The following is an 18,443-nucleotide window of genomic DNA, read 5'->3' as shown; positions in this document are numbered from 1 at the left end:
TTCGATCTCTGCAGGTCCGGCTGGGCCTGCGGCTCAGCCGGTGGGCCTGCGGCTCAGTGGAACTGACCGGCCTCGGTGGACTCCTTCAGGGCCACGGTGGAGGACTCGGGGTTGATGGCGGTGGAGATGGCGTCGAAGTAGCCGGTGCCAACCTCGCGCTGGTGCTTGGTGGCGGTGTAGCCGCGGGCCTCGTCGGCGAACTCGCGCTCCTGCAGCTCCACGTAGGCGGACATCTGGCGCTCGTTGTAGCCCTTGGCCAGGTCGAACATGGAGTGGTTCAGGGCATGGAAGCCGGCCAGGGTGATGAACTGGAAGGTGAAGCCCATGGCCCCGAGCTCGCGCTGGAACTTCGCGATGGTGTCGTCGTCCAGGTTCTTCTTCCAGTTGAACGAGGGCGAGCAGTTGTAGGCCAGCATCTGGTCCGGGAACTCGGCCTTGACGGCCTCGGCGAAGGACTTCGCCAGCTCGAGGTCCGGGGTGCCGGTCTCCATCCAGATCAGGTCGGAGTAGGGGGCGTAGGCCTTGGCGCGGGCGATGCAGGGCTCGATCCCGTTGCGCACCTTGTAGAAGCCCTCGGCGGTGCGCTCGCCGGTGATGAACTCGGCATCGCGCTCGTCCACGTCCGAGGTGATCAGGGTGGCGGCCTCGGCGTCCGTGCGGGCCACGATCACCGAGGGGACGCCGGCGACGTCCGCGGCCAGGCGGGCGGCGTTGAGCGTGCGGATGTGCTGGCCGGTGGGGATGAGCACCTTGCCGCCGAGGTGGCCGCACTTCTTCTCCGAGGCCAGCTGGTCCTCCCAGTGCACGCCGGAGGCGCCGGCGGTGATCATGGACTTCATGAGCTCGTAGGCGTTGAGCGGGCCGCCGAAGCCGGCCTCGGCGTCGGCGACGATCGGCACGAGCCAGTCCTCGACGGACTGGATGCCCTCGGAGTGCTCGATCTGGTCCGCCCGCAGCAGGGCGTTGTTGATGCGGCGCACCACCTGCGGCACGGAGTTGGCCGGGTACAGGGACTGGTCCGGGTAGGTGTGGCCGGAGAGGTTGGCGTCGGCCGCCACCTGCCAGCCGGAGAGGTAGACGGCGCGCAGGCCGGCCTTGACCTGCTGGACGGCCTGGTTGCCGGTGAGGGCGCCGAGGGCGTTGGTGAACCTGCCCTCGGCGTGCTCGGCGGTGAGCTGCTCCCAGAGCTTCTCGGAGCCGCGGCGGGCGAGGGTGTGCTCCTCCTGGACGCGGCCCCGGAGGCGGACCACGTCCTCGGCGGTGTAGGTGCGCTCGACGGTGGCCCAGCGGGAGTCGGTGTCCCAGCTCTGCTGCAGCTGCTCGGCGGTGGGGGCGGTGGTGTTCAGGTCGGTCATCGTCCTGGTCCTTTCTGGGTCAAGGGCGGGCTGCTCGGCTGCGGTCTGCGGCGTCGCCTCCCGGGGTGTGGACACCACCCTGGACCCGGGCGGAGGCGCCTGGCGGCGATCGGCGCAGGAAATTTCCGCCCCGATTCCCGGTCTGTCAAGAAATGCCGGAGTTCACGCACGAACGCGAGAACTGCAGGCATCCGACTCCCCATCGGAGAAAGCACCGTGAAATGTGACAGATTGCCCTCGCGTCGGCGTGTGACCGCGGTTACTCTCGTCGCCATGACTTCCGCCCCGGAACCCACGGACACCGCCCCGCGTGCCGACTCGCTCGTGCTGGGGCGCCGCCTGCGCCATCTGCGCCGCGGCGCGGGCAGGACGCTCTCGGACGTCGCGGACCGGGTGGGGGTGACCGCCTCTCACCTCTCGCTCGTCGAGAACGGGCATCGTGAGCCGCGGCTGAGCCTGCTGTCCGAGCTCGCCGAGGTGTACGGCGTGGCCGTGGAGGATCTGCTGCGCCCGGAGGCTCCGAGCCGGCGTGCAGCCCTGGAGGTGGCCGTGGAGCGGGCCCAGCGCGGCCCGCTGTTCCAGCGGCTGGGCCTGCCGGCCCTGAAGATCGGCCCGCGCACGCCGGACGAGGTCCTCGAGGTGATCGCCGGACTCCAGGCGGAACTCGACCGGCAGATGGCAGAGCGGGTCTCCACACCGGAGGAGGCGCGCCGGGCGAACAGCGCGCTCCGGGAGGAGATGCGTGCGTGCGGGAACCACTACCCGGACCTGGAGCGCACAGCTCAGCAGCTGCGTGAGGTGGTGGACGCGGCGGACGGTCCGCTGACCCACCACCAGGTCTCCGCCCTGGCCGCGCACCTGGGCTTCGCCGTGCGCTTCGTGCCGGACCTGCCGCACTCCACGCGATCGGTCACGGACCTGAAGAACCACAGGATCTACCTGGCCCGGTCTCGGCGCCCTGATCACGATCCCCGCGCCGTCCTGCTGCAGGCCGTGTGCTCCTCCGTGCTCGGCCTGGGGGAGCCGGAGGACTATGCGGACTTCCTGCGGCAGCGCGTCTACACGAACTACCTGGCCGCGGCGATGATGATGCCGGAGCGCGCCGCGGTGCGCCTGCTGCTGGAGGCGAAGGAGCGCCGGGACATGTCCGTGGACGACCTCCGGGACCGCTTCGGCGTCTCATGGGAGTCCGCGGCCCACCGCTTCACGAACCTCGCCACCGAGCATCTGGGGCTGACCTGCCACTTTGCGAAGGTCCACGAGTCAGGGGTGTTCCACAAGGCCTATGAGAACGACGGCATCCCGTTTCCCACGGACCACATTGGGGCGATCGAGGGGCAGACGGCGTGCCGTCATTGGGTGAGCCGGAAGGTCTTCGACGTGGCCGACCACATCGGCGCGTTTCCGCAGTACATGGACACCCCGGCCGGCACGTTCTGGAGCGCTGCCGTGGTGGAGCCGACGTCCACGGGCTTCTACTCGTTGTCCGTCGGCGTCCCGTTCGACGGGGCCAAGTGGATGCGCGGACACGACACCTCCGCGCGCACCACGAGCCGGTGCCCGGACCCCGAATGCTGCCGGATGCCCTCGCCGGAGCTGGAGGCGGCGTGGGGAGGACAGGCCTGGCCGGCCGCCCGGGCCAACGCGCACCTGCTCGCGGCGATGCCCAGCGGCGCGTTCCCGGGGGTGGAGGAGGTCCAGGTGTTCGAGTTCCTGCAGACCCAGGAGGGGCGCTGGCCGCCGGAGTAACGCGCAGCCGGGCAGCAGGCCCCTTCCGGCGCAGCCGTCGGCGCAGCAGGCCCCTGCCGCCCCGGTCACCGGATCCGCCGTGGCTGGCGCATACTGATCCCCATGGAGCTCGCCGTCGTCGCCACCGTCGTCGCCCTCGTGCTGCTCGCCGTGGGGGCGTTCGGCACCGTCTACCCGATCCTGCCCGGCTCGGTGCTGACCGCGGTCACTGCGGTGGCCTGGGCGTGGGTCCTCGGTTCGACCGCCTCGTGGACGTTCGGCCTGATCGCCGCAGGCTTCGCGATCGCCGGGGCCTCCGCCTCGGCGGTCCTCACCGGGCGCCGTCTGTACCGCGAGCGGGTGCCGCGCGGCCCGATCCTCGTCGGCATCGTCGCCGGCGTCATCGGCATGGTCGTGATCCCGGTGGTCGGCCTGTTCGTCGGCTTCGCCGCGGGCCTGTTCGGCGCTGAGTGGGCCCGCCGCAGGGACGTCCGTGCCGCGCTGTCCTCTTCCGTGGGGGCGTTGAAGGCGATGGGCCTGGGCATGCTCATCGAGTTCGCCTGCGCCTGCCTGGCCGCGTCCATGGTCACCCTCGGCGCGCTCGTGCACTTCTTCGCCTGAGCGGCCGCCTCCGCGTCCGTTTCCCGACGACGGCCGCTCGCCTCGGACGTATGAGGCGCCTTATCCTGTCCGAACCAGTCCGTAGCCTGACGCCCAGCATGTCGAGTGGGTGTGGAGTCGGATCCGATCCGAGGTCCGCACAGGAGGTGAACAGCACGATGGGTGCAGTCATGCCGGAAATGCTCTCTGTCGAGGAGGCAACCCAGCAGTTGGCCACACTGAAGGCAAGGCTTGAACGCCGCTACGGCAGTGTCGAGGCCTTTCGCCGTGAGGCGGAGGCCTACCGGCTCGATGAGAACGAGCAGGCTCTCTTCGACCGCCTCTCGACGCTGGAGTACCTCCTTGGCGCCTGACCCGGGAACCGACGATCTTCAGCAGGCGGCAGCGGACTTCGCGGACGAGCTCACACGGACCGTGCAATGGGCGAACCCCGAGTGCGTCCCCTTTCGTGCCATGGGCGTGGAAGGACGTGACAGGGTCGTTGTCGCGCAGTCCCCGGACACTGGGATCGACCTTCTCGTCGGCGGCGAGAAGTTGATCCTCCTGAAGGTGCGCTTCGACTGCGCGTTCGACCACGAGGGGCGGTTCCTGGCTGTGGAGCGCTCACACTTCCACGTCTCGGCAGCAGTGTCGAAAAAGCACCCGCTGTTCCGGTTCGAGTATGAGAGGTCGGCGAATCGGACACCGTCTGCGCACTTCCACATCCATGCCCATCGCGATTCGATGACCTACCTCATGGTGAAGTCGGGCAGTGCGTCGAGGACCGGACGAAAGCGTACAGAGCCGGGATACCTGCCCACGATCCAGGACCTCCACTTCCCCCTTGGTGGACACCGGTTCAGGCCGTGCCTGGAGGACGTGCTGACGATGCTGGCCGACGAGTTCGGATTGGACCGTCACCCGGACGCCTTCGCCCGCTGGGATGAGGGACGGGCACGATGGAGGAAACGGCAACTCGGCAGTGCGGTCCGGGACGACCCGCAGACCGCAGTACGGTCCCTCCGTGCCCTCGGATACACGGTCGACTGGACGGGCATGGCCGGTGCTGAGCCGGGGACACGAGAGGACAGGCTCCGTTCGCTGTGAACGTGCGCTCTGACGGCTGGCCGCCTCCGCGCCCGTTTCCCGACGACGGCCGCTCGCCTCAGCCGTGCGCCCTCGCCTCAGGGCTTCGCAGGAGCGGAGGGGCCGCAGGTCCGAGGGGCCGTGCCGGGGGTCATTCCACGATCGCGTCCTGCTCCTGCTCGTCCAGCGCCAGGGAGGAGAACCACAGGATGTGCTCACGCAGGGCGGCCACGGTCGTCTCGGTGTCCGCGGCGGTGTAGGCGGCCAGGATCTGCCGGTGCTGCTGCTGCAGGCGGGCCCGGACGTCGTCCCAGTCCCGGCGGCCGGCCACGGTCTCCTGCACGTAGCCGACCGTGGCCTCGCGCAGGGACTTCATCATCGTCTCCACCACCACGTTGCCGCCGAGTGTGGACAGCAGCACGTGGAACTCGGCGTCGAGATGGTGGAACTCCTCGGCCGGCAGGTCCGGGGAGTCCATGCGGTCCAGCAGTTCGCAGGCCCGGCGCAGGATCTGTTGAGCCTCCTCGCCGGACTTGCCGTGCGGACCGCGGGCGCGGCGGGCGGCGCCGGTCTCCAGCAGCAGGCGGGTGGAGACGATGTCCGCCACGGGCAGCGCCTGGGTGGCCACGTGCATGCGCAGCGCCCACGTCAGCGCGGCGGACGGCTCGGAGATCACGATCGCGCCGGATCTCGGCCCGGACCCGGCGGCGGTGCGGACCAGGCCCATGGCGTCCAGGACGCGCACGGCCTCGCGGACGGAGGGCCGTGAGATGCCGAACTGCTCGGCCAGGACGCGCTCGCCGGGGAGCTTGTCCCCGACCTTGATCGAGCCGGCGCGCAGCTCCTGTTCGAGCCACTCCAGGACGACGGCGGAGGTGCGGCCCGTGGGAGAGCCGGTCACGGTGCCGGCACCAGCCAGTGCAGGACGTTCGACTGCAGGAACACCAGGGTGCAGACGGCCAGCAGCAGCAGCAGCGACCAGCCGACCACCTTGCGGAACACGGCGGACTCCTGGCCCTCCATGCCCACGGCGGTGGCGGCGATCGCCAGGGACTGCGGGGAGATCATCTTGCCGACCACGCCGCCGGAGGTGTTCGCGGCCACCATGAGTGCCGGGTCCAGGCCGGCATTGTGGGCGGCGGTCTGCTGCAGGGTGGCGAACAGGGCGTTCGCGGAGGTGTCCGAGCCGGTGACCGCCGTGCCGAGCCAGCCGAGCACGGGGGAGAGGAAGGCGAAGGCGGCGCCGACGCCGGCGATCGCGGTGCCCATGGCCAGGGTCTGGCCGGAGAAGTTCATGACGTAGGCCAGGGACAGCACGAGCACGATCGTCAGGGCGGAGAAGCGCATGCGCCAGAAGCAGCGTCCGATCTCGGCGAGGGCGTCGCCGAAGGACAGGGGGCGGGAGCCGCCGTCGTTCCACACGGTGTAGACCACGGCCACGATCAGCCCGGTGATCAGCAGCAGGGTGCCCGGGGAGGACAGCCACTGCAGGGAGTAGACGGTGCCGCCGATCGGCTCGCCGGCCGCGTCCAGCAGGTGCCCGTCCAGGCCGGGCCACGGGATGGTCGCGTCGGTGGACTTGAGGAACGCGGGGACGTCCACGCCCAGCGTCCAGAGCTTGGCGATGCCGAACACGGTCACCACAGCGAGGTACGGGAACACGGCCATCCAGATGCGGCGGCCGGTGAGCTCCTGGGCGGAGGTCTTGCTCGGCTCGATGCCGAGGCGGGCGGAGGCCTCGGCCGCGCCCTTCGGACGCCAGAAGCGGAGCAGCACCACGGCGGCGGCCATGGCGGCCAGGGAGGCGACCACGTCGGTGAGCTCGTAGGAGAAGTGCGCGGAGGACCACCAGATGCCCGCCGCGAACACGCCGCCGATCACCAGCAGGGCGGGCCAGGTGTCCTTCACGCCCCGCAGGCCGTCGATCAGCGCGACCAGCAGGAAGGGCACGAAGATCGCCACGAACGGGGCCTGGTGGCCGACGATCGCGCCGATGTGCGCGGCGTCGATGCCGGTGAGCTGGCCGGCGGTGGTGATGGGGGTGCCGACGGCGCCGAAAGCCACGGGCGCGGTGTTGGCGATCAGCACCACGGTGGCGGCCTTCAGCGGAGGCAGGCCGAGCGCCAGGATCATGGTGGCGGTGATGGCCACGGGGGCGCCGAAGCCGGCGAGGGCCTCGAGCATGCCGCCGAAGCAGAAGGCGATCAGCACGGCCTGGATGCGGATGTCCCCGCCGCCGATCGAGTCGAAGATCGCGCGCATGTCCTCGAAGCGGCCGGAGAGCACCGTCACCTGGTAGAACCACAGCGCCATGACCACGATCCAGACGATCGGGAACAGGCCGAACACGGCGCCCTGGCTTGCGGAGAGCAGCGCCAGGGGCGCCGGCATGCCGTAGCCGAGGATCGCGACGGCGAGCGCGGCCACGAGGGCGGCGATGCCGGCCTGCCAGGCCTTGGCCTTCACGATGATCAGCAGCAGGAAGAACGTCAGCAGCGGGACGGCGCCGAGCAGCGCCGAGAGCCCGAGGCTTCCGCCGACGGCGTCGGTGGTGGCGGTGAACGTGGACACGGTGACTCCTGGTGGTGTGCGGGCAGGCGGGACAGCTGTGGACTGACCACTGTGGTCTGACCGCAGAATGTATATGGCCCGGGTCACAGTTGGCAAGCGCGGGATGATCCGGCCGGACGTCACACGGGACGATACGTCCGGACGTCACTTCGTCCCGGGCGGGGGATTCCGCCGCCCTGCCCCTCAGGTGTTGTGCCCCGTGTCACCGCGCGCTATGGTCTGACCACATCGGGGTGGTGTCGTCGGTCCCTGGCCCGCGGGCCGCCCCGGGCGCCCGGACGGTCCGGGGAACGGCCACGCCGCCGTGCCCGGCCTCCGCGTGAGAACCGAACCCGCACATCAGCCTCCATGGAGGAGCGTCATGAAGATCGCCCTGTTCGCCACGTGCATCGTGGATGCGATGTACCCGCGGGTCGCGCACGCCACCGTGCAGATCCTGGAGCGCCTCGGCCACGAGGTCGTCTTCCCTGCAGGCCAGGGGTGCTGCGCCCAGATGCACGTGAACTCCGGCTACATGGCCGACGCCCTGCCGGTGGTCCGCAACCACGTGAAGACCTTCACCGAGGCGGACTACGACCTCGCCGTGGCCCCCTCCGGCTCCTGCGTCGCCTCGCTCGGCCACCAGCAGCCGATGGTCGCCCGCCGCGGCGGGGACGAGGGCCTGGCCAAGGACGCCGAGGCCGTCGCCTCCCGCACCTACGAGCTCGCCCAGCTGCTCACGGACGTGCTCGGCGTGACCGACTCCGCCGCCCAGCTCGGCTCCTGGTTCCCGCACGCCGTCACCTACCACCCCTCCTGCCACGGCATGCGCCTGCTGCGCCTCGGCGACCGGCAGAAGGACCTGCTGCGCAGCGTCGGGGGCATCGACTTCCACGAGCTGCCGGACGCGGAGGAGTGCTGCGGCTTCGGCGGCACCTTCGCCCTGAAGAACGCGGACGTCTCCGGCGCCATGGCCGAGGCGAAGATCGCCAACGTCACCGCCTCCGGGGCCTCGCTCTGCTCCGGCGGGGACGCCTCCTGCCTCATGCACCTGGGCGGGGCCATGTCCCGCCGGGGCTCCACCGGCGCGGACGGCACCCCGCTGCGCACCGTCCACCTGGCCGAGATCCTCGCCTCCACCCGTGAGGAGCCCCTGGACGTCTCCGGCCCGCTGGAACTGTCCATTCCGGGCGGGAAGGCGACCGTCCGTCGTCGGGAATCCGCTGACACCGCGACGACGGCACCGGCCTCCGCCACTCAGCCCGCCTCCCAGCCGACCACCGAGGAGGTCTCCCGATGAGCCGCACCGACCTGGGCATGCCGACCGTCCGTCCCGCATACGGCCACGGCCACATCACCCTGGACGAGCCCTTCCCGGACTCGGCCCGCACGCAGCTGGGCAACGCCCAGATGCGCAAGAACATCCGCCACGCCACCCACTCCATCCGTGCCAAGCGGGCCAGAGTGGTGGACGAGCTGCCGGACTGGCAGCGGCTGCGTGCCGCCGGGTCGGCGCTGAAGCAGCAGGTGATGGCGGACCTGCCCGCGCTGCTCGAGCAGCTGGAGGCCAATGTCACCGCCCGCGGCGGCGTGGTCCACTGGGCCCGGGACGCCGAGGAGGCCAACCGGATCGTCACCGAGCTGGTCAAGGCCAAGGGCGTGGACGAGGTCATCAAGGTCAAGTCCATGGCCACCCAGGAGATCGGGCTCGAGGAGGCGCTGAACGCCGAGGGCATCGCCGCCACCGAGACGGACCTCGCGGAGCTGATCGTCCAGCTGGGGCATGACAAGCCCTCGCACATCCTCGTCCCGGCCATCCACAAGAACAGGAACGAGATCCGGGACATCTTCGTGCGGGAGATGGAGGAGACGGACGAGTCCCTGACCTCCGAGCCGAAGGATCTGGCCGAGGCCGCCCGGCGGCATCTGCGCGAGCGGTTCCTGCGCTCATCCGTGGCGATCTCCGGCGCGAACTTCGGCGTGGCCGAGACCGGCACGCTGTCCGTGGTGGAGTCCGAGGGCAACGGCCGCATGTGCCTGACCCTGCCGGAGACGCTGATCACGGTGATGGGCATCGAGAAGCTGGTGCCGACCTTCCAGGACCTCGAGGTCTTCCTGCAGCTGCTGCCGCGCTCCTCCACGGGCGAGCGCATGAACCCGTACACCTCCATGTGGACGGGCGTCACGCCCGGCGACGGCCCGCAGGAGTTCCACCTGGTGCTGCTGGACAACGGCCGTTCTGCGGTGCTCTCCGACCCGGCCGGCCGCTCGGCCCTGCACTGCATCCGCTGCTCGGCCTGCATGAACGTGTGCCCGGTGTACGAGCAGACCGGCGGCCACGCCTACGGCTCCGTGTATCCGGGCCCGATCGGCGCGATCCTCTCCCCGCAGCTCACCGGCGTGGAGGACGGGGCCAACGGCACCCTGCCCTACGCGTCCAGCCTCTGCGGCGCCTGCTACGACGTCTGCCCGGTGGCCATCGACATCCCGTCTATCCTGGTGCACCTGCGCGACCAGGACGTCCAGGCCACCCACGCCCGGAAGAAGGCGGAGAAGAAGGTCCCGGTGCCGTCCCAGATGGATCTGATGATGAAGGGCGCCTCCACGGTCATGTCCTCCGGCTCCCTGATGAGCCTGGCCGAGCGGGGCCTGCCGGTGGGACGCCTGCTCGCCGGCAAGGACGCGAAGCTCGGCTGGCTGCCGGGCATTGCCGGCGGCTGGACGGACCAGCGCGACGTGCCCGCCCCGCCCCAGGAGTCCTTCCGCCACTGGTGGAAGAGGAACCGTAGCGGGAGCGGTCAGCAGGATGCCGAGCAGACCACGACCTCCGAGGAGGAGCAGGCATGAGCACCGCGAAGGACGAGATCCTCGGCCGCATCCGCACCGCACTGGCGGACCGGCCGCAGCCGGATACGGTGGAGCGTGACTACCGCCGCGTCTCCGAGGCGAGCCGTGAGCAGGTGGTCGAGCAGCTCGTGGACCGCCTCGAGGACTACCGGGCCAACGTCTACCGGGAGACCGCCGAGACCGTCGCCACCCGCGTGAGCGAGCTGCTGACCGACGCCTCCTCCTACGTGGTCCCCTCCGGGCTGGAGGCCTCCTGGCTTCCCGACGACGGCGGCGCACCCGAGGCCCGCCGGCTCACCGAGCCGGCGGTCGGGTCCGCAGACGCCGGTGAGGAGCGGCGCGTGCTGAGCACGCGGGAGCTCAACGAGGTCTCCGCCGTGGTGACGAGCTCAACCGTCTCCTGCTCCGAGACCGGCACGATCTTCCTCTCCGGCCGACCCGACGAGGGCCGCCGGGCGATCTCCCTGGTGCCGGACCACCACATCTGCGTGGTGCCGCTGGAGTCCGTGGTGGAGCTGATCCCGGAGGCGTTGGAGCGGCTCGAGCCGACCGCGCCGATCACGATGATCTCCGGTCCCTCCGCCACCAGTGACATCGAGCTGGAGCGTGTGGAGGGCGTGCACGGGCCGCGCCGGCTGGATGTGATCCTGCTCGGTTGAGGCGCTGAGGCGCCGAGGCAGACACGACGGCGGGGACGAGGCGATTGTGCCTCGTCCCCGCCGTGCTGTGTGCGCAGGGTGCGCGGAGGACGGTCCGTCCGGAACCGGTCAGATCATCGGGCGGCCCTGCCTGCGGGCCTCGCGCATCTCCTTGAAGAAGTTGCCGGCGATCACGGCGAGCACGCCGAAGACGATCACGGGCCACATCAGGACGTACACGGTCAGGGCGACGGTCATGTCAGCTGCCTCTCTGTTGTCGGTCGGTGTGCTCAGCGGGCGGCGGCGGTCTGCTTCTCGTCGGCGGTGGCCGCAAGGTCGCGGTCGTCGAAGTCGCCGGTGACCTGCTTGATGCGATCGAAGTCGAACTCCTGCGTGGAGCGGAAGGACATCAGGTAGCAGACCAGGAAGGACACCGCGTACGCCACCAGGGCGCCGGAGAGCTCGAGGTAGTCACGCAGGAACCCGAAGGCCACGAAGCACATGGCCACGGAGGCGGCGATGCCCACGAGCTTGCCGGCGGTCGGGCCGAAGAAGCCGAACGCCATGATGCCCAGGACCACGCCCACGCCGATCACGCAGAGCGCCTCCACCACGATGCCCCACAGCCCGTCCACCGGGAACCAGCCGAAGCGGACCGGCAGGAACACGGCGAGGGCCGCCAGCACGGAGACGGTGAACGCGGCGTTGGTGACCTTCTTCCAGTAGAAGGAGGCGATCACCGGGAACACCAGGCAGCCCCAGAGGGCGCCGACGAACACCAGCAGGTCCAGGATGTTGAACTTCGCCGTGGCGAAGTACAGGGCGGCCGCGGTGGCCACGATCATGGTGATGCGGCCGATCAGCAGCATGGTCTTCGGGTCCGCGTTGCCGCGTCCCTTGGACTGCCCGTAGATGTCCGCCATGACGATCGACGACAGGGCGGACAGGTCCGAGTCCGCGGTGGAGGACAACGAGCCGATGATCATCAGGAACGCCAGGGCGACGACGGCCAGCGGCAGGTACTCGGCGACGATCTGCGGGATGAGGTTGTTCACGTCCCCGTCCATGGGGGTGATGCCGAGGTAGAGCGCCATGACGCCGAGCATGCCGATGCCGATCACCGAGCCGCCGTAGCCGATGGTGGCGGTGACGAAGGTCGGCTTGATCAGGTCCTCGCGCACGGCGAAGAGGCGCTGGGCGATGGTCTGGTTGCCGATCGCGTAGGCGAGCACGGCGGCGATGTACGGCGCGCCCTGCTTCATGAACGCCTCGGAGGAGAAGAAGTCCTGCTGCTCGGCGGTCACGTTGCCTGCGGCGACGCCGGCCTCGAACATGGCCGGTCCGCCGGCGGCGAAGAACACGGCCGGGATGATGACCACGCAGGCCCCGAGCATCGCCATGACCTGTGCGAAGTCCGTCAGCACGGAGGCGCGGAAGCCGGACCACAGGGTGTAGAGCAGGACGCCGGCCGCCACGATCAGGATGCCCGCGCCGAACGGCAGCGGGGACAGGATGGCGATCAGCGCACCGCCGGCGATGAAGTTCGAGGTCAGGGAGATGACCGAGCCGAGCACGTTGGAGCCGGCGAGCATCAGCTGGGAGGAGCGGCCGTGGCGGGCGTACATGACCTCGGCCAGGGTGTGGGCGCGCGGTGCGACGGTGCGGATGCGCTTGCCGAACGGGTAGATGAACAGGATCATCAGCGCGCCCCACAGGCCGTAGTGGATGGGGCCGGAGATGCCGTAGGTGTAGCCGGCCGAGGCGGAGGCGTACATGGAGGACGCCCAGATCCAGGTGGCGGTCATGGAGGCGGCGGAGATGCCGAAGCCGATCTTGTTGCCGGCGGTCATGTAGGAGTCTGCGTTCTCCTTGCGCCGGGAGATCGCGACCGACATCCACATGGTGCCGCCGTAGAAGACGAGCAGGAGGACGACGACGCCGACGACGCCGAGGGTGGTCAGTGTTGCTCCGTCCGAAGCGGGCGGCATGCAGGTTCCTTTCGTCAGTGTGGACACAGGACAACGGACCCGGGGCAGCGTGCGTCAGGGGCGCACGCACGTGCCGGGTCCGCAGATGACCATGTCATGGATCGACTGTGAGTTTCCACCAGGAAGTCAGGGAGCGTTCACCTGGCGGTGGTGGGGTACGGGGCTTCGTATGCTGGTCTGCATGCCTGGAGCGCACCCGGAACGAGCAGGAGGTGGCCGCCGTCGTGCCCGGCCGACGGCAGACGGCGGCGGGCCGCACGGACGACGCCCCCTGCTGCCGGCCTGGGCGTGGGCCGTGCTGCTCGTGCTCGCCGTGGCGGCGCACCTGGTGGTCCTCTATCTGCCGGGGGAGGACCTGCCCGCGCAAGGGTTCGAGATCCCCTTCCTGGACAAGCTCATCCACGTGGCGGTGTTCGCGGCGCCGACGCTGGCGGCCGTGGTGTTGGGACGCAGCGCCTGGTGGTCCGTGCCGTTCCTGGTGCACGCCCCGGTCAGCGAGTGGGCGCAGGCGACGTTCGTGCGGCAGCGCTCGGGAGACCTCTGGGACATCGTCTCGGACGTGGTGGGCGTGGTGCTCGCCGTGGCCGTCGGACGCCGGCTGCAGCGCGGATTGGTGGCCGGGCGCGAACGGGAGTATGCTTCACGGGTGCCTCTCGCAAGGCAAGTGAGCACGGGGCTATAGCTCAGTTGGTAGAGCGCGTCGTTCGCAATGACGAGGTCAGGGGTTCAATTCCCCTTAGCTCCACAGCTGGATAAGGGCCGGAATCGTTGAGATTCTGGCCCTTTTTCTTCTGTGCGCAGGACGCATCGGTGCAGGGTGACGGGCTGTGCGCAGGACTGCTCACAGGCGTGGCAGAGGGACTCAAACGGTCGAAGGCGCCCCATGGCATACAGTCAGGTTCTATCCGCGCTTCGCCGTTCCCGTCGGGGGCAGTCCAGGTGCACCCCTGGACCCGCTGCGTCATGCAGGCCCACCCGGTGTGCGGCGAATCGCCCTTCCTGAGGAGGCACCGTGCGTCTTGCACTGCTCGCGCATCCGCGCCATCCCCTGCGTCCCCCGTTCGACGGTGGGCTGGAGGCACATACCGCGCTCACGGTCCGCCACCTGGCGCGGCTCGGTCACGATGTCACGGTCTTCGCCCGGGAAGGCAGCGATCTGGAGGCCCGGGACGTCGGGCCTCGGGCAGGGTCGGTGACCGTGGTACCGACGTTGCCTGTCCTGCCCGGTCCGCGGCCGGCGCCTGAGGCGGACGGCGTGCAGGAGCAGTGCCAGACCCCGGTGAACGGCACGCGCTGGTGGTCTGCCGAGCCGTGGACGCCGCCGTCGGACGACGTCATGGACGCCGCGCTGACCGCCGCCTGCCAGCAGGTCCTCGGCGGCGGATTCGACGCCGTGCTGAACAACTCGCTCTCCCCGGTGCCGCTGCAGCTCCTGGAGGAACTGCCGATGCTGACGGTCCTCCACACCCCGGCGACTCTGCCCCGGGTGCTGGCAGTCCTGGGCCGCCCGGGCTGGCGGCCGTCTCCGCTCCACCGCTGGGCCTCGGTGTCCGCGGCGAACGCCGCCACCTGGTCCCACTGGATCCCGGGGATCGACGTGGTCCACAACGGCATCGAGACCGAGCTGTGGCAGTCCGGCTCCGAACCGGTCCCCGGCCGCGCCGTGTGGGTCGGCCGCATCACCGAGGAGAAGGGCCTGCACATGGCCATCGAGGCCGCGCGCGGGGCCGGGATGGAGCTGCACTTCGCCGGGCCGATCGCAGACCACGACTACGTGGAGCGCATGGTCTTGCCGCTGCTCGGGGAGGACACGGTGCACCGCGGGCACCTGGACCACGCGGAGGTCGCCGCGCTGATGGGGGAGGGCGAGGTCTGCCTCGTCACCCCGCTGTGGGCCGAGCCGTTCGGGCTGACCGCCGTGGAAGCCATGGCCGTCGGCACCCCGGTGGCGGCCGTGCTGACCGGCGCCATGGCCGAGGTGGTGGCGCCGCAGGCCGGGGCGCTGGCCGAGCACCACACCGCCGCCGCCCTCACCGCCGCCGTGCACACCGCCCGGACACGCAGCCGCACCGCCACCCGGGCATGGGGACAGACCTTCAGCGCCGCCGCCATGGCCGAGTCCTACGACGCCCTGCTCCGTCAGGCGATCCAGCGCAGCACGTCTTCGGCGGACCGTGGGCCGGGGCCGGGGCCGGGGCCGGGCCTGGGGCCGGGGCCGAACGGCCCGACGTCGAACCGGACAGGACAGGCGCACCGCTGCAGCCCAGAGCGTCCGTGGGGCACGGTGTGAGGCGCGTCCTCTACTACGCGCACCAGCACGGTTCCGGACACCTGCAGCATGCAGCCGCGGCAGCCGGCACGGGACGGTTCGACCTCACCGTGGTCTCGGCGCACGCGCGCGCGGCGGAGGTGGTCGGCCGGGCCGCTGCCACCGCGCGGGTGCCCCGCCCGGCCGTGCTGCCCCTGCCCTCGGACCTCGTGGACGGTCACGTCCAGCCCACCGGGTCGCCGCTGCACCACACACCCACCGGCCCGGCGATCCGAGACCGGTTCGCCGCGCTCTTCGACGCCGCCCGCAGGACCGGCGCCGAGGCCGCCGTGGTGGACGTGTCCGTGGAGGCCGCGCTGTTCCTGCGCCTGGCCGGCTACCCCGTGGCACACCGCCGCATGCACGGGGACCGGACGGACGCGGCCCACCGGATCGTCTACGCCGAGGCCGACCACCTGTTCGCCCACTACCGTGCCGAACTCGAGGACCCGCGGTGGCGGGCCGAGCACGGGGACCGGACGACCTTCCTCGGCTCGGCGGATCTGACGGGGCGGCTCGAGCGGAGGGCCTCGACGCCCCCGGCCGGCCTCCGGGGAGCGCACATCGCCGTGCTCACCGCCACCGGAGGCGGGGGCGTGGCCGTGGACGCGCTCCGACGTGCGGCGGAGGCGGTCCCGCAGGCGGTCTGGCACGTGCACGGGCCGGTGCGCGGACAGGGACAGCAGGAGGCCCCCGCCTCCCTCTCCGCCGGGGCGACGGAGAGGAAGACGGAGAGGAATGCGAGCGCCCACAGGGCCACCGACGGGACCGCCCCGGCGCGTGCGGGGGAGGGCGGACTTCCCGCGAACCTCGTGCTCCACGGGTGGGCCGAGGACGTCCCCGGGGTCCTCGCCGCCGCAGACCTCGTGGTGGTCTCCGCAGGCCACGGCGGCACCGTGGAGGCGGTCGCCTCCGGACGACCCGTGGTGATGGCCCCGGAACCGCGCCCCTTCGCGGAACAGCACCGATTCGCCGAGGCCGCCCGCCGCTGCGCCGGGGTGCCCTGGGCCGTCTGGGAGGACCCGGTGACCGACTGGGCCGGCGCTGTGCAGGCCGCGGCCGAGGACCCGGGCTCCGCGGACCGTCTGGCTGCCGCCCTGCTCACCCCGCCGGACGAGTACGCCGACCTGTGGGAACGGGCCGTGGAGCGCACGATCGCCGGGCGGCAGCCGCGCTGACCGCCGGGCGGCGGCCGCGCTGACCTCCGGCCTCCGCGTCAGTAGGCGGCGTCCGCCACCTTCGCGGCGGCGAGCTCCTGTTCGGTCGGACGGCGCCGCAGCTCGAGCCGCCCGCCGTCCTCGTCCCAGTCGACGAGCCCGGCCGCGGCGAACTCGCGCAGCCAGCCCTCCATGGGCCAGAGGCCGTGCACGGCACGGAAACGCCGGGCGTTGACCAGGATGTCCTCGAGGTGGTTCAGCGGAGGACGGTGCACGCCGTGGTGCTGGTGGAACACCTCGGCCGGATGGAAGCGCAGGCCCATCCCGGCGTCACGGGCGCGGAAGGCCAGGTCCGTGTCCTCGGCGCCATAGCCGACGTAGCCCTCGTCCAGGCCGCCGATCGCCTGCAGGAGGCTGCGCCGCATCGCCAGCACGAGCGTCCACACCATGTGCCACTGTTCGGAGCCTCCGGCCGGCAGGTGTGCCCGGGCGCCGTGCGGCACGGACGCCGCGCGCAGGGCCGCGTCCTCGGGCAGGACGGCCTCCGCGAGACCGGTCCGCTCGCGCCAGTCCGGCAGCAGGTACCGCGGCGTGCCCATCACCATCGCGTGCGGGTGGTCGGCCACCTCCGCGGCCAGCTGCTCCACGGTGCCGTCCGCGGGGAGGCAGTCCACATCCAGGAACACGAGGATCTCAGCCGATGCGAGCACGGCTGCACGGTTGCGTGCGGCGGCCAGCGGCAGGTGCCCGTCGGCGGCCACGTGCCCCACAGTCACCGGCAGATCCGTCTCCGGCACCTGCCCGTCAGGCTGGCCCATGAACACCACCACAACCTCATCCGGCCGGCGCGTCTGCCGTTCCAGTGCCTGCAGTACCCGGGCCAGGTGGGTGTCCCGGTCCCCGGTGATCACCAGGACGGCCACACGCTCCGCGTGCTGCCGCCGCGCAGTGCGGACCGCCCGCGCACAGGCTGCGGCGTGGGCGGCCGCCACCTGGGCCCGCTGCGTCCGGCGCCACAGCGGCGGTGCCGGCTTCCGGGGGCTCAGAGCCATGCGCCGGATCGCCTCCGCTGCGGCGGCCGGGTCCTGCATCCCGACGACGGCCACCCCCTCCCCGGGGCGGCCCGCCTCCGACGCCTGTTCGCCCGGCAGGGGCGTGTCCGCCACCTGGGAGGCGATCGCACCGACGTCCGTCACCACCACCGGCGTCCCCAGGTCCCGGCACATCTCCACCCAGCCCGAGTGCGTGCCCCGCACGTAGGGCAACACGGACACGGCGGCCCGCCGCAGCAGGGCGTGGAGGGAGGCGTCGTCCAGTCGCGGGTGCTCCCACACCCGGATCCCAAGCTCCTCCGCCGAGGCCCGCAGCCGGTCTGCCCGCACCGGGTCCTGGGTGGTCTCCTGCATCTCCAACACCGCCTGTGCCGGACGGCCCTGCGCCCGCAGCCGTCGCACCCCCTCCGCGACGGCAGGCAGCAGCGGCTCCGGGTCCACGGAGGCGCGCAGGTCCTTGGCATGCACCAGCACCAGGAGCTCCTCGCCGGGACCGGGACCCTCGCCCGCGGCGTCCTCGTCCTCCCGGTCCAGCGGCAGCACGTGCGGGTGCGGGATCACGATGGCTTCACGCCCGTAGTCCTTCCGCACAGCCTCCGCGGCCCCGGTGGAGAGCGTCACCACCTCGTCCGCGGCGGCCAGCAGCACGGCCAGCCGAACCCGGTGCGCGGGCTGCTCGGCCTCCGGCAGGTGGGGGTTCTCCAGGTCATGGACGGTGACCAGCACGGCTGTGCCGACGTCATCGGCGGCATCCATGGCCGCCTGCAGCTGAGCCGGGGTGAAGTGCTCGAAGCCGAAGTGCACGTGCAGCACGTCCGGGCGGTGCTCGCGGATCCACTCCGGGGTCAGGGCGGACGGCGGCCACCACACGCCCGGTTCCGCTCCGGGGGCCTTCGGGTCGGGCAGGTGCTCCACTGACGTGGCCGTCGCATCACCCCCGGACCCGGCTCCGTGGGGGCCGGACGGGCCCGCAGCGGCGTCACGCTCGCCGCCGGGAGAGGAGTCCGGGAGGGGGAGCAGGTGCCGTACATACGGGTGGTCCGCGGGAACGGGCTGGACGATGAGCGGCATGCATACTCCTGACGGCGGCGACGCCCAGCGCTTCTCCTGCGGGCGGGCCGCCCCTAGTGTGGG

At 71.3% G+C, this 18,443-nt stretch carries 16 protein-coding genes and 1 tRNA gene; 11 read left to right on the top strand and 6 right to left on the bottom strand.

Features of this window, described 5'->3' with window-relative positions; genetic code table 11:
• Positions 1 to 53: 53 nt before the first annotated feature.
• The gene (aceA, locus tag FM125_RS09760; protein WP_067189559.1) at positions 54 to 1,355 is read right to left on the bottom strand and encodes an isocitrate lyase; all 1,302 of its coding nucleotides are present in this window, start codon (positions 1,353 to 1,355) and stop codon (positions 54 to 56) included.
• A 273-nt stretch (positions 1,356 to 1,628) separates the two neighbouring features.
• Between aceA and FM125_RS09755 the strand changes: the two genes are divergently transcribed.
• The 4 genes from FM125_RS09755 (at position 1,629) to FM125_RS09740 (ending at position 4,790) form a co-directional block, all read left to right on the top strand.
• A complete protein-coding gene (locus tag FM125_RS09755; protein WP_087134469.1) occupies positions 1,629 to 3,104 on the top strand; it encodes a helix-turn-helix transcriptional regulator in 1,476 nt (491 codons plus the stop codon).
• Between the two features lie 102 nt (positions 3,105 to 3,206).
• Positions 3,207 to 3,704 carry a DUF456 domain-containing protein gene (locus FM125_RS09750; protein WP_087134468.1) on the top strand — a complete coding sequence of 166 codons (498 nt, stop codon included), beginning with the start codon at positions 3,207 to 3,209 and terminating at the stop codon, positions 3,702 to 3,704.
• 146 nt (positions 3,705 to 3,850) lie between these two features.
• Positions 3,851 to 4,057 carry a hypothetical protein gene (locus tag FM125_RS09745; protein ID WP_070639951.1) on the top strand — a complete coding sequence of 69 codons (207 nt, stop codon included), beginning with the start codon at positions 3,851 to 3,853 and terminating at the stop codon, positions 4,055 to 4,057.
• Entirely contained in the window at positions 4,047 to 4,790 is a 744-nt protein-coding gene (locus FM125_RS09740; protein ID WP_087134466.1) for a hypothetical protein, read from the top strand. The genes FM125_RS09745 and FM125_RS09740 overlap by 11 nt, the downstream gene beginning before the upstream one ends.
• 130 nt (positions 4,791 to 4,920) lie before the next feature.
• On the opposite strand, the gene FM125_RS09735 is transcribed toward FM125_RS09740, so the two are convergent.
• Positions 4,921 to 5,670 carry a FadR/GntR family transcriptional regulator gene (locus FM125_RS09735; RefSeq protein ID WP_180525485.1) on the bottom strand — a complete coding sequence of 250 codons (750 nt, stop codon included), beginning with the start codon at positions 5,668 to 5,670 and terminating at the stop codon, positions 4,921 to 4,923.
• Positions 5,667 to 7,340 (bottom strand): L-lactate permease, encoded by a 1,674-nt coding sequence (locus FM125_RS09730; RefSeq protein ID WP_087134465.1) that lies wholly within the window; start codon positions 7,338 to 7,340, stop codon positions 5,667 to 5,669. The genes FM125_RS09735 and FM125_RS09730 overlap by 4 nt, the downstream gene beginning before the upstream one ends.
• Before the next feature lie 361 nt (positions 7,341 to 7,701).
• Between FM125_RS09730 and FM125_RS09725 the strand changes: the two genes are divergently transcribed.
• Genes FM125_RS09725 through FM125_RS09715 form a run of 3 tightly spaced genes read left to right on the top strand, consistent with a single transcriptional unit; the run spans position 7,702 to position 10,825 of the window.
• Positions 7,702 to 8,619: a (Fe-S)-binding protein gene (locus FM125_RS09725; protein WP_087134464.1), complete on the top strand. Its 918-nt coding sequence runs from the start codon at positions 7,702 to 7,704 to the stop codon at positions 8,617 to 8,619.
• On the top strand, positions 8,616 to 10,166 hold the full coding sequence (locus tag FM125_RS09720; RefSeq protein ID WP_067189545.1) for a LutB/LldF family L-lactate oxidation iron-sulfur protein: 1,551 nt from the start codon (positions 8,616 to 8,618) through the stop codon (positions 10,164 to 10,166). The genes FM125_RS09725 and FM125_RS09720 overlap by 4 nt, the downstream gene beginning before the upstream one ends.
• Positions 10,163 to 10,825: a LutC/YkgG family protein gene (locus tag FM125_RS09715; RefSeq protein ID WP_087134463.1), complete on the top strand. Its 663-nt coding sequence runs from the start codon at positions 10,163 to 10,165 to the stop codon at positions 10,823 to 10,825. The genes FM125_RS09720 and FM125_RS09715 overlap by 4 nt, the downstream gene beginning before the upstream one ends.
• Positions 10,826 to 10,933: 108 nt before the next feature.
• Here FM125_RS09715 and FM125_RS12150 read toward each other — a convergent pair whose 3' ends face one another.
• Together FM125_RS12150 and FM125_RS09710 are read right to left on the bottom strand one after the other, a co-directional pair.
• A complete protein-coding gene (locus tag FM125_RS12150) occupies positions 10,934 to 11,062 on the bottom strand; it encodes a putative transporter small subunit (RefSeq protein ID WP_209279948.1) in 129 nt (42 codons plus the stop codon).
• A 32-nt stretch (positions 11,063 to 11,094) separates the two neighbouring features.
• On the bottom strand, positions 11,095 to 12,792 hold the full coding sequence (locus FM125_RS09710) for a sodium:solute symporter family protein (RefSeq protein WP_087134462.1): 1,698 nt from the start codon (positions 12,790 to 12,792) through the stop codon (positions 11,095 to 11,097).
• Between the two features lie 181 nt (positions 12,793 to 12,973).
• Between FM125_RS09710 and FM125_RS09705 the strand changes: the two genes are divergently transcribed.
• The 4 genes from FM125_RS09705 (at position 12,974) to FM125_RS09690 (ending at position 16,278) form a co-directional block, all read left to right on the top strand.
• Entirely contained in the window at positions 12,974 to 13,474 is a 501-nt protein-coding gene (locus tag FM125_RS09705) for a VanZ family protein (RefSeq protein ID WP_143745335.1), read from the top strand.
• Positions 13,465 to 13,537, top strand: a tRNA-Ala gene (locus FM125_RS09700). Before FM125_RS09705 ends, FM125_RS09700 begins: the two co-directional genes overlap by 10 nt.
• A 267-nt stretch (positions 13,538 to 13,804) precedes the next feature.
• On the top strand, positions 13,805 to 15,082 hold the full coding sequence (locus FM125_RS09695) for a glycosyltransferase (protein WP_082739657.1): 1,278 nt from the start codon (positions 13,805 to 13,807) through the stop codon (positions 15,080 to 15,082).
• A complete protein-coding gene (locus FM125_RS09690) occupies positions 15,079 to 16,278 on the top strand; it encodes a glycosyl transferase (RefSeq protein WP_245232147.1) in 1,200 nt (399 codons plus the stop codon). Before FM125_RS09695 ends, FM125_RS09690 begins: the two co-directional genes overlap by 4 nt.
• A 38-nt stretch (positions 16,279 to 16,316) precedes the next feature.
• Here the strand turns inward: FM125_RS09690 and FM125_RS09685 are convergent, their stop codons facing one another.
• Positions 16,317 to 18,380, bottom strand: coding sequence for a glycosyltransferase (locus FM125_RS09685; protein WP_087134460.1), 2,064 nt, complete (start codon positions 18,378 to 18,380; stop codon positions 16,317 to 16,319).
• Positions 18,381 to 18,443: the final 63 nt, after the last annotated feature.

Origin of the sequence: Micrococcus lylae, from assembly GCF_900163825.1 — a bacterium.
Taxonomy (GTDB): Bacteria; Actinomycetota; Actinomycetes; order Actinomycetales; family Micrococcaceae; genus Micrococcus; species Micrococcus lylae.
This window is presented reverse-complemented; position numbering and strand designations above follow the sequence as displayed.

Excerpts from the sequence above, each read along its gene's own strand:
- FM125_RS09720 (WP_067189545.1), top strand. The coding sequence starts at position 8,616 with ATGAGCCGCACCGACCTGGGCATGCCGACCGTCCGTCCCGCATACGGC.
- FM125_RS12150 (WP_209279948.1), bottom strand. The coding sequence starts at position 11,062 with ATGACCGTCGCCCTGACCGTGTACGTCCTGATGTGGCCCGTGATCGTC.
- FM125_RS09705 (WP_143745335.1), top strand. The coding sequence starts at position 12,974 with ATGCCTGGAGCGCACCCGGAACGAGCAGGAGGTGGCCGCCGTCGTGCC.
- FM125_RS09755 (WP_087134469.1), top strand. The coding sequence starts at position 1,629 with ATGACTTCCGCCCCGGAACCCACGGACACCGCCCCGCGTGCCGACTCG.
- FM125_RS09750 (WP_087134468.1), top strand. The coding sequence starts at position 3,207 with ATGGAGCTCGCCGTCGTCGCCACCGTCGTCGCCCTCGTGCTGCTCGCC.
- FM125_RS09710 (WP_087134462.1), bottom strand. The coding sequence starts at position 12,792 with ATGCCGCCCGCTTCGGACGGAGCAACACTGACCACCCTCGGCGTCGTC.
- FM125_RS09685 (WP_087134460.1), bottom strand. The coding sequence starts at position 18,380 with ATGCCGCTCATCGTCCAGCCCGTTCCCGCGGACCACCCGTATGTACGG.
- aceA (WP_067189559.1), bottom strand. The coding sequence starts at position 1,355 with ATGACCGACCTGAACACCACCGCCCCCACCGCCGAGCAGCTGCAGCAG.
- FM125_RS09725 (WP_087134464.1), top strand. The coding sequence starts at position 7,702 with ATGAAGATCGCCCTGTTCGCCACGTGCATCGTGGATGCGATGTACCCG.
- FM125_RS09715 (WP_087134463.1), top strand. The coding sequence starts at position 10,163 with ATGAGCACCGCGAAGGACGAGATCCTCGGCCGCATCCGCACCGCACTG.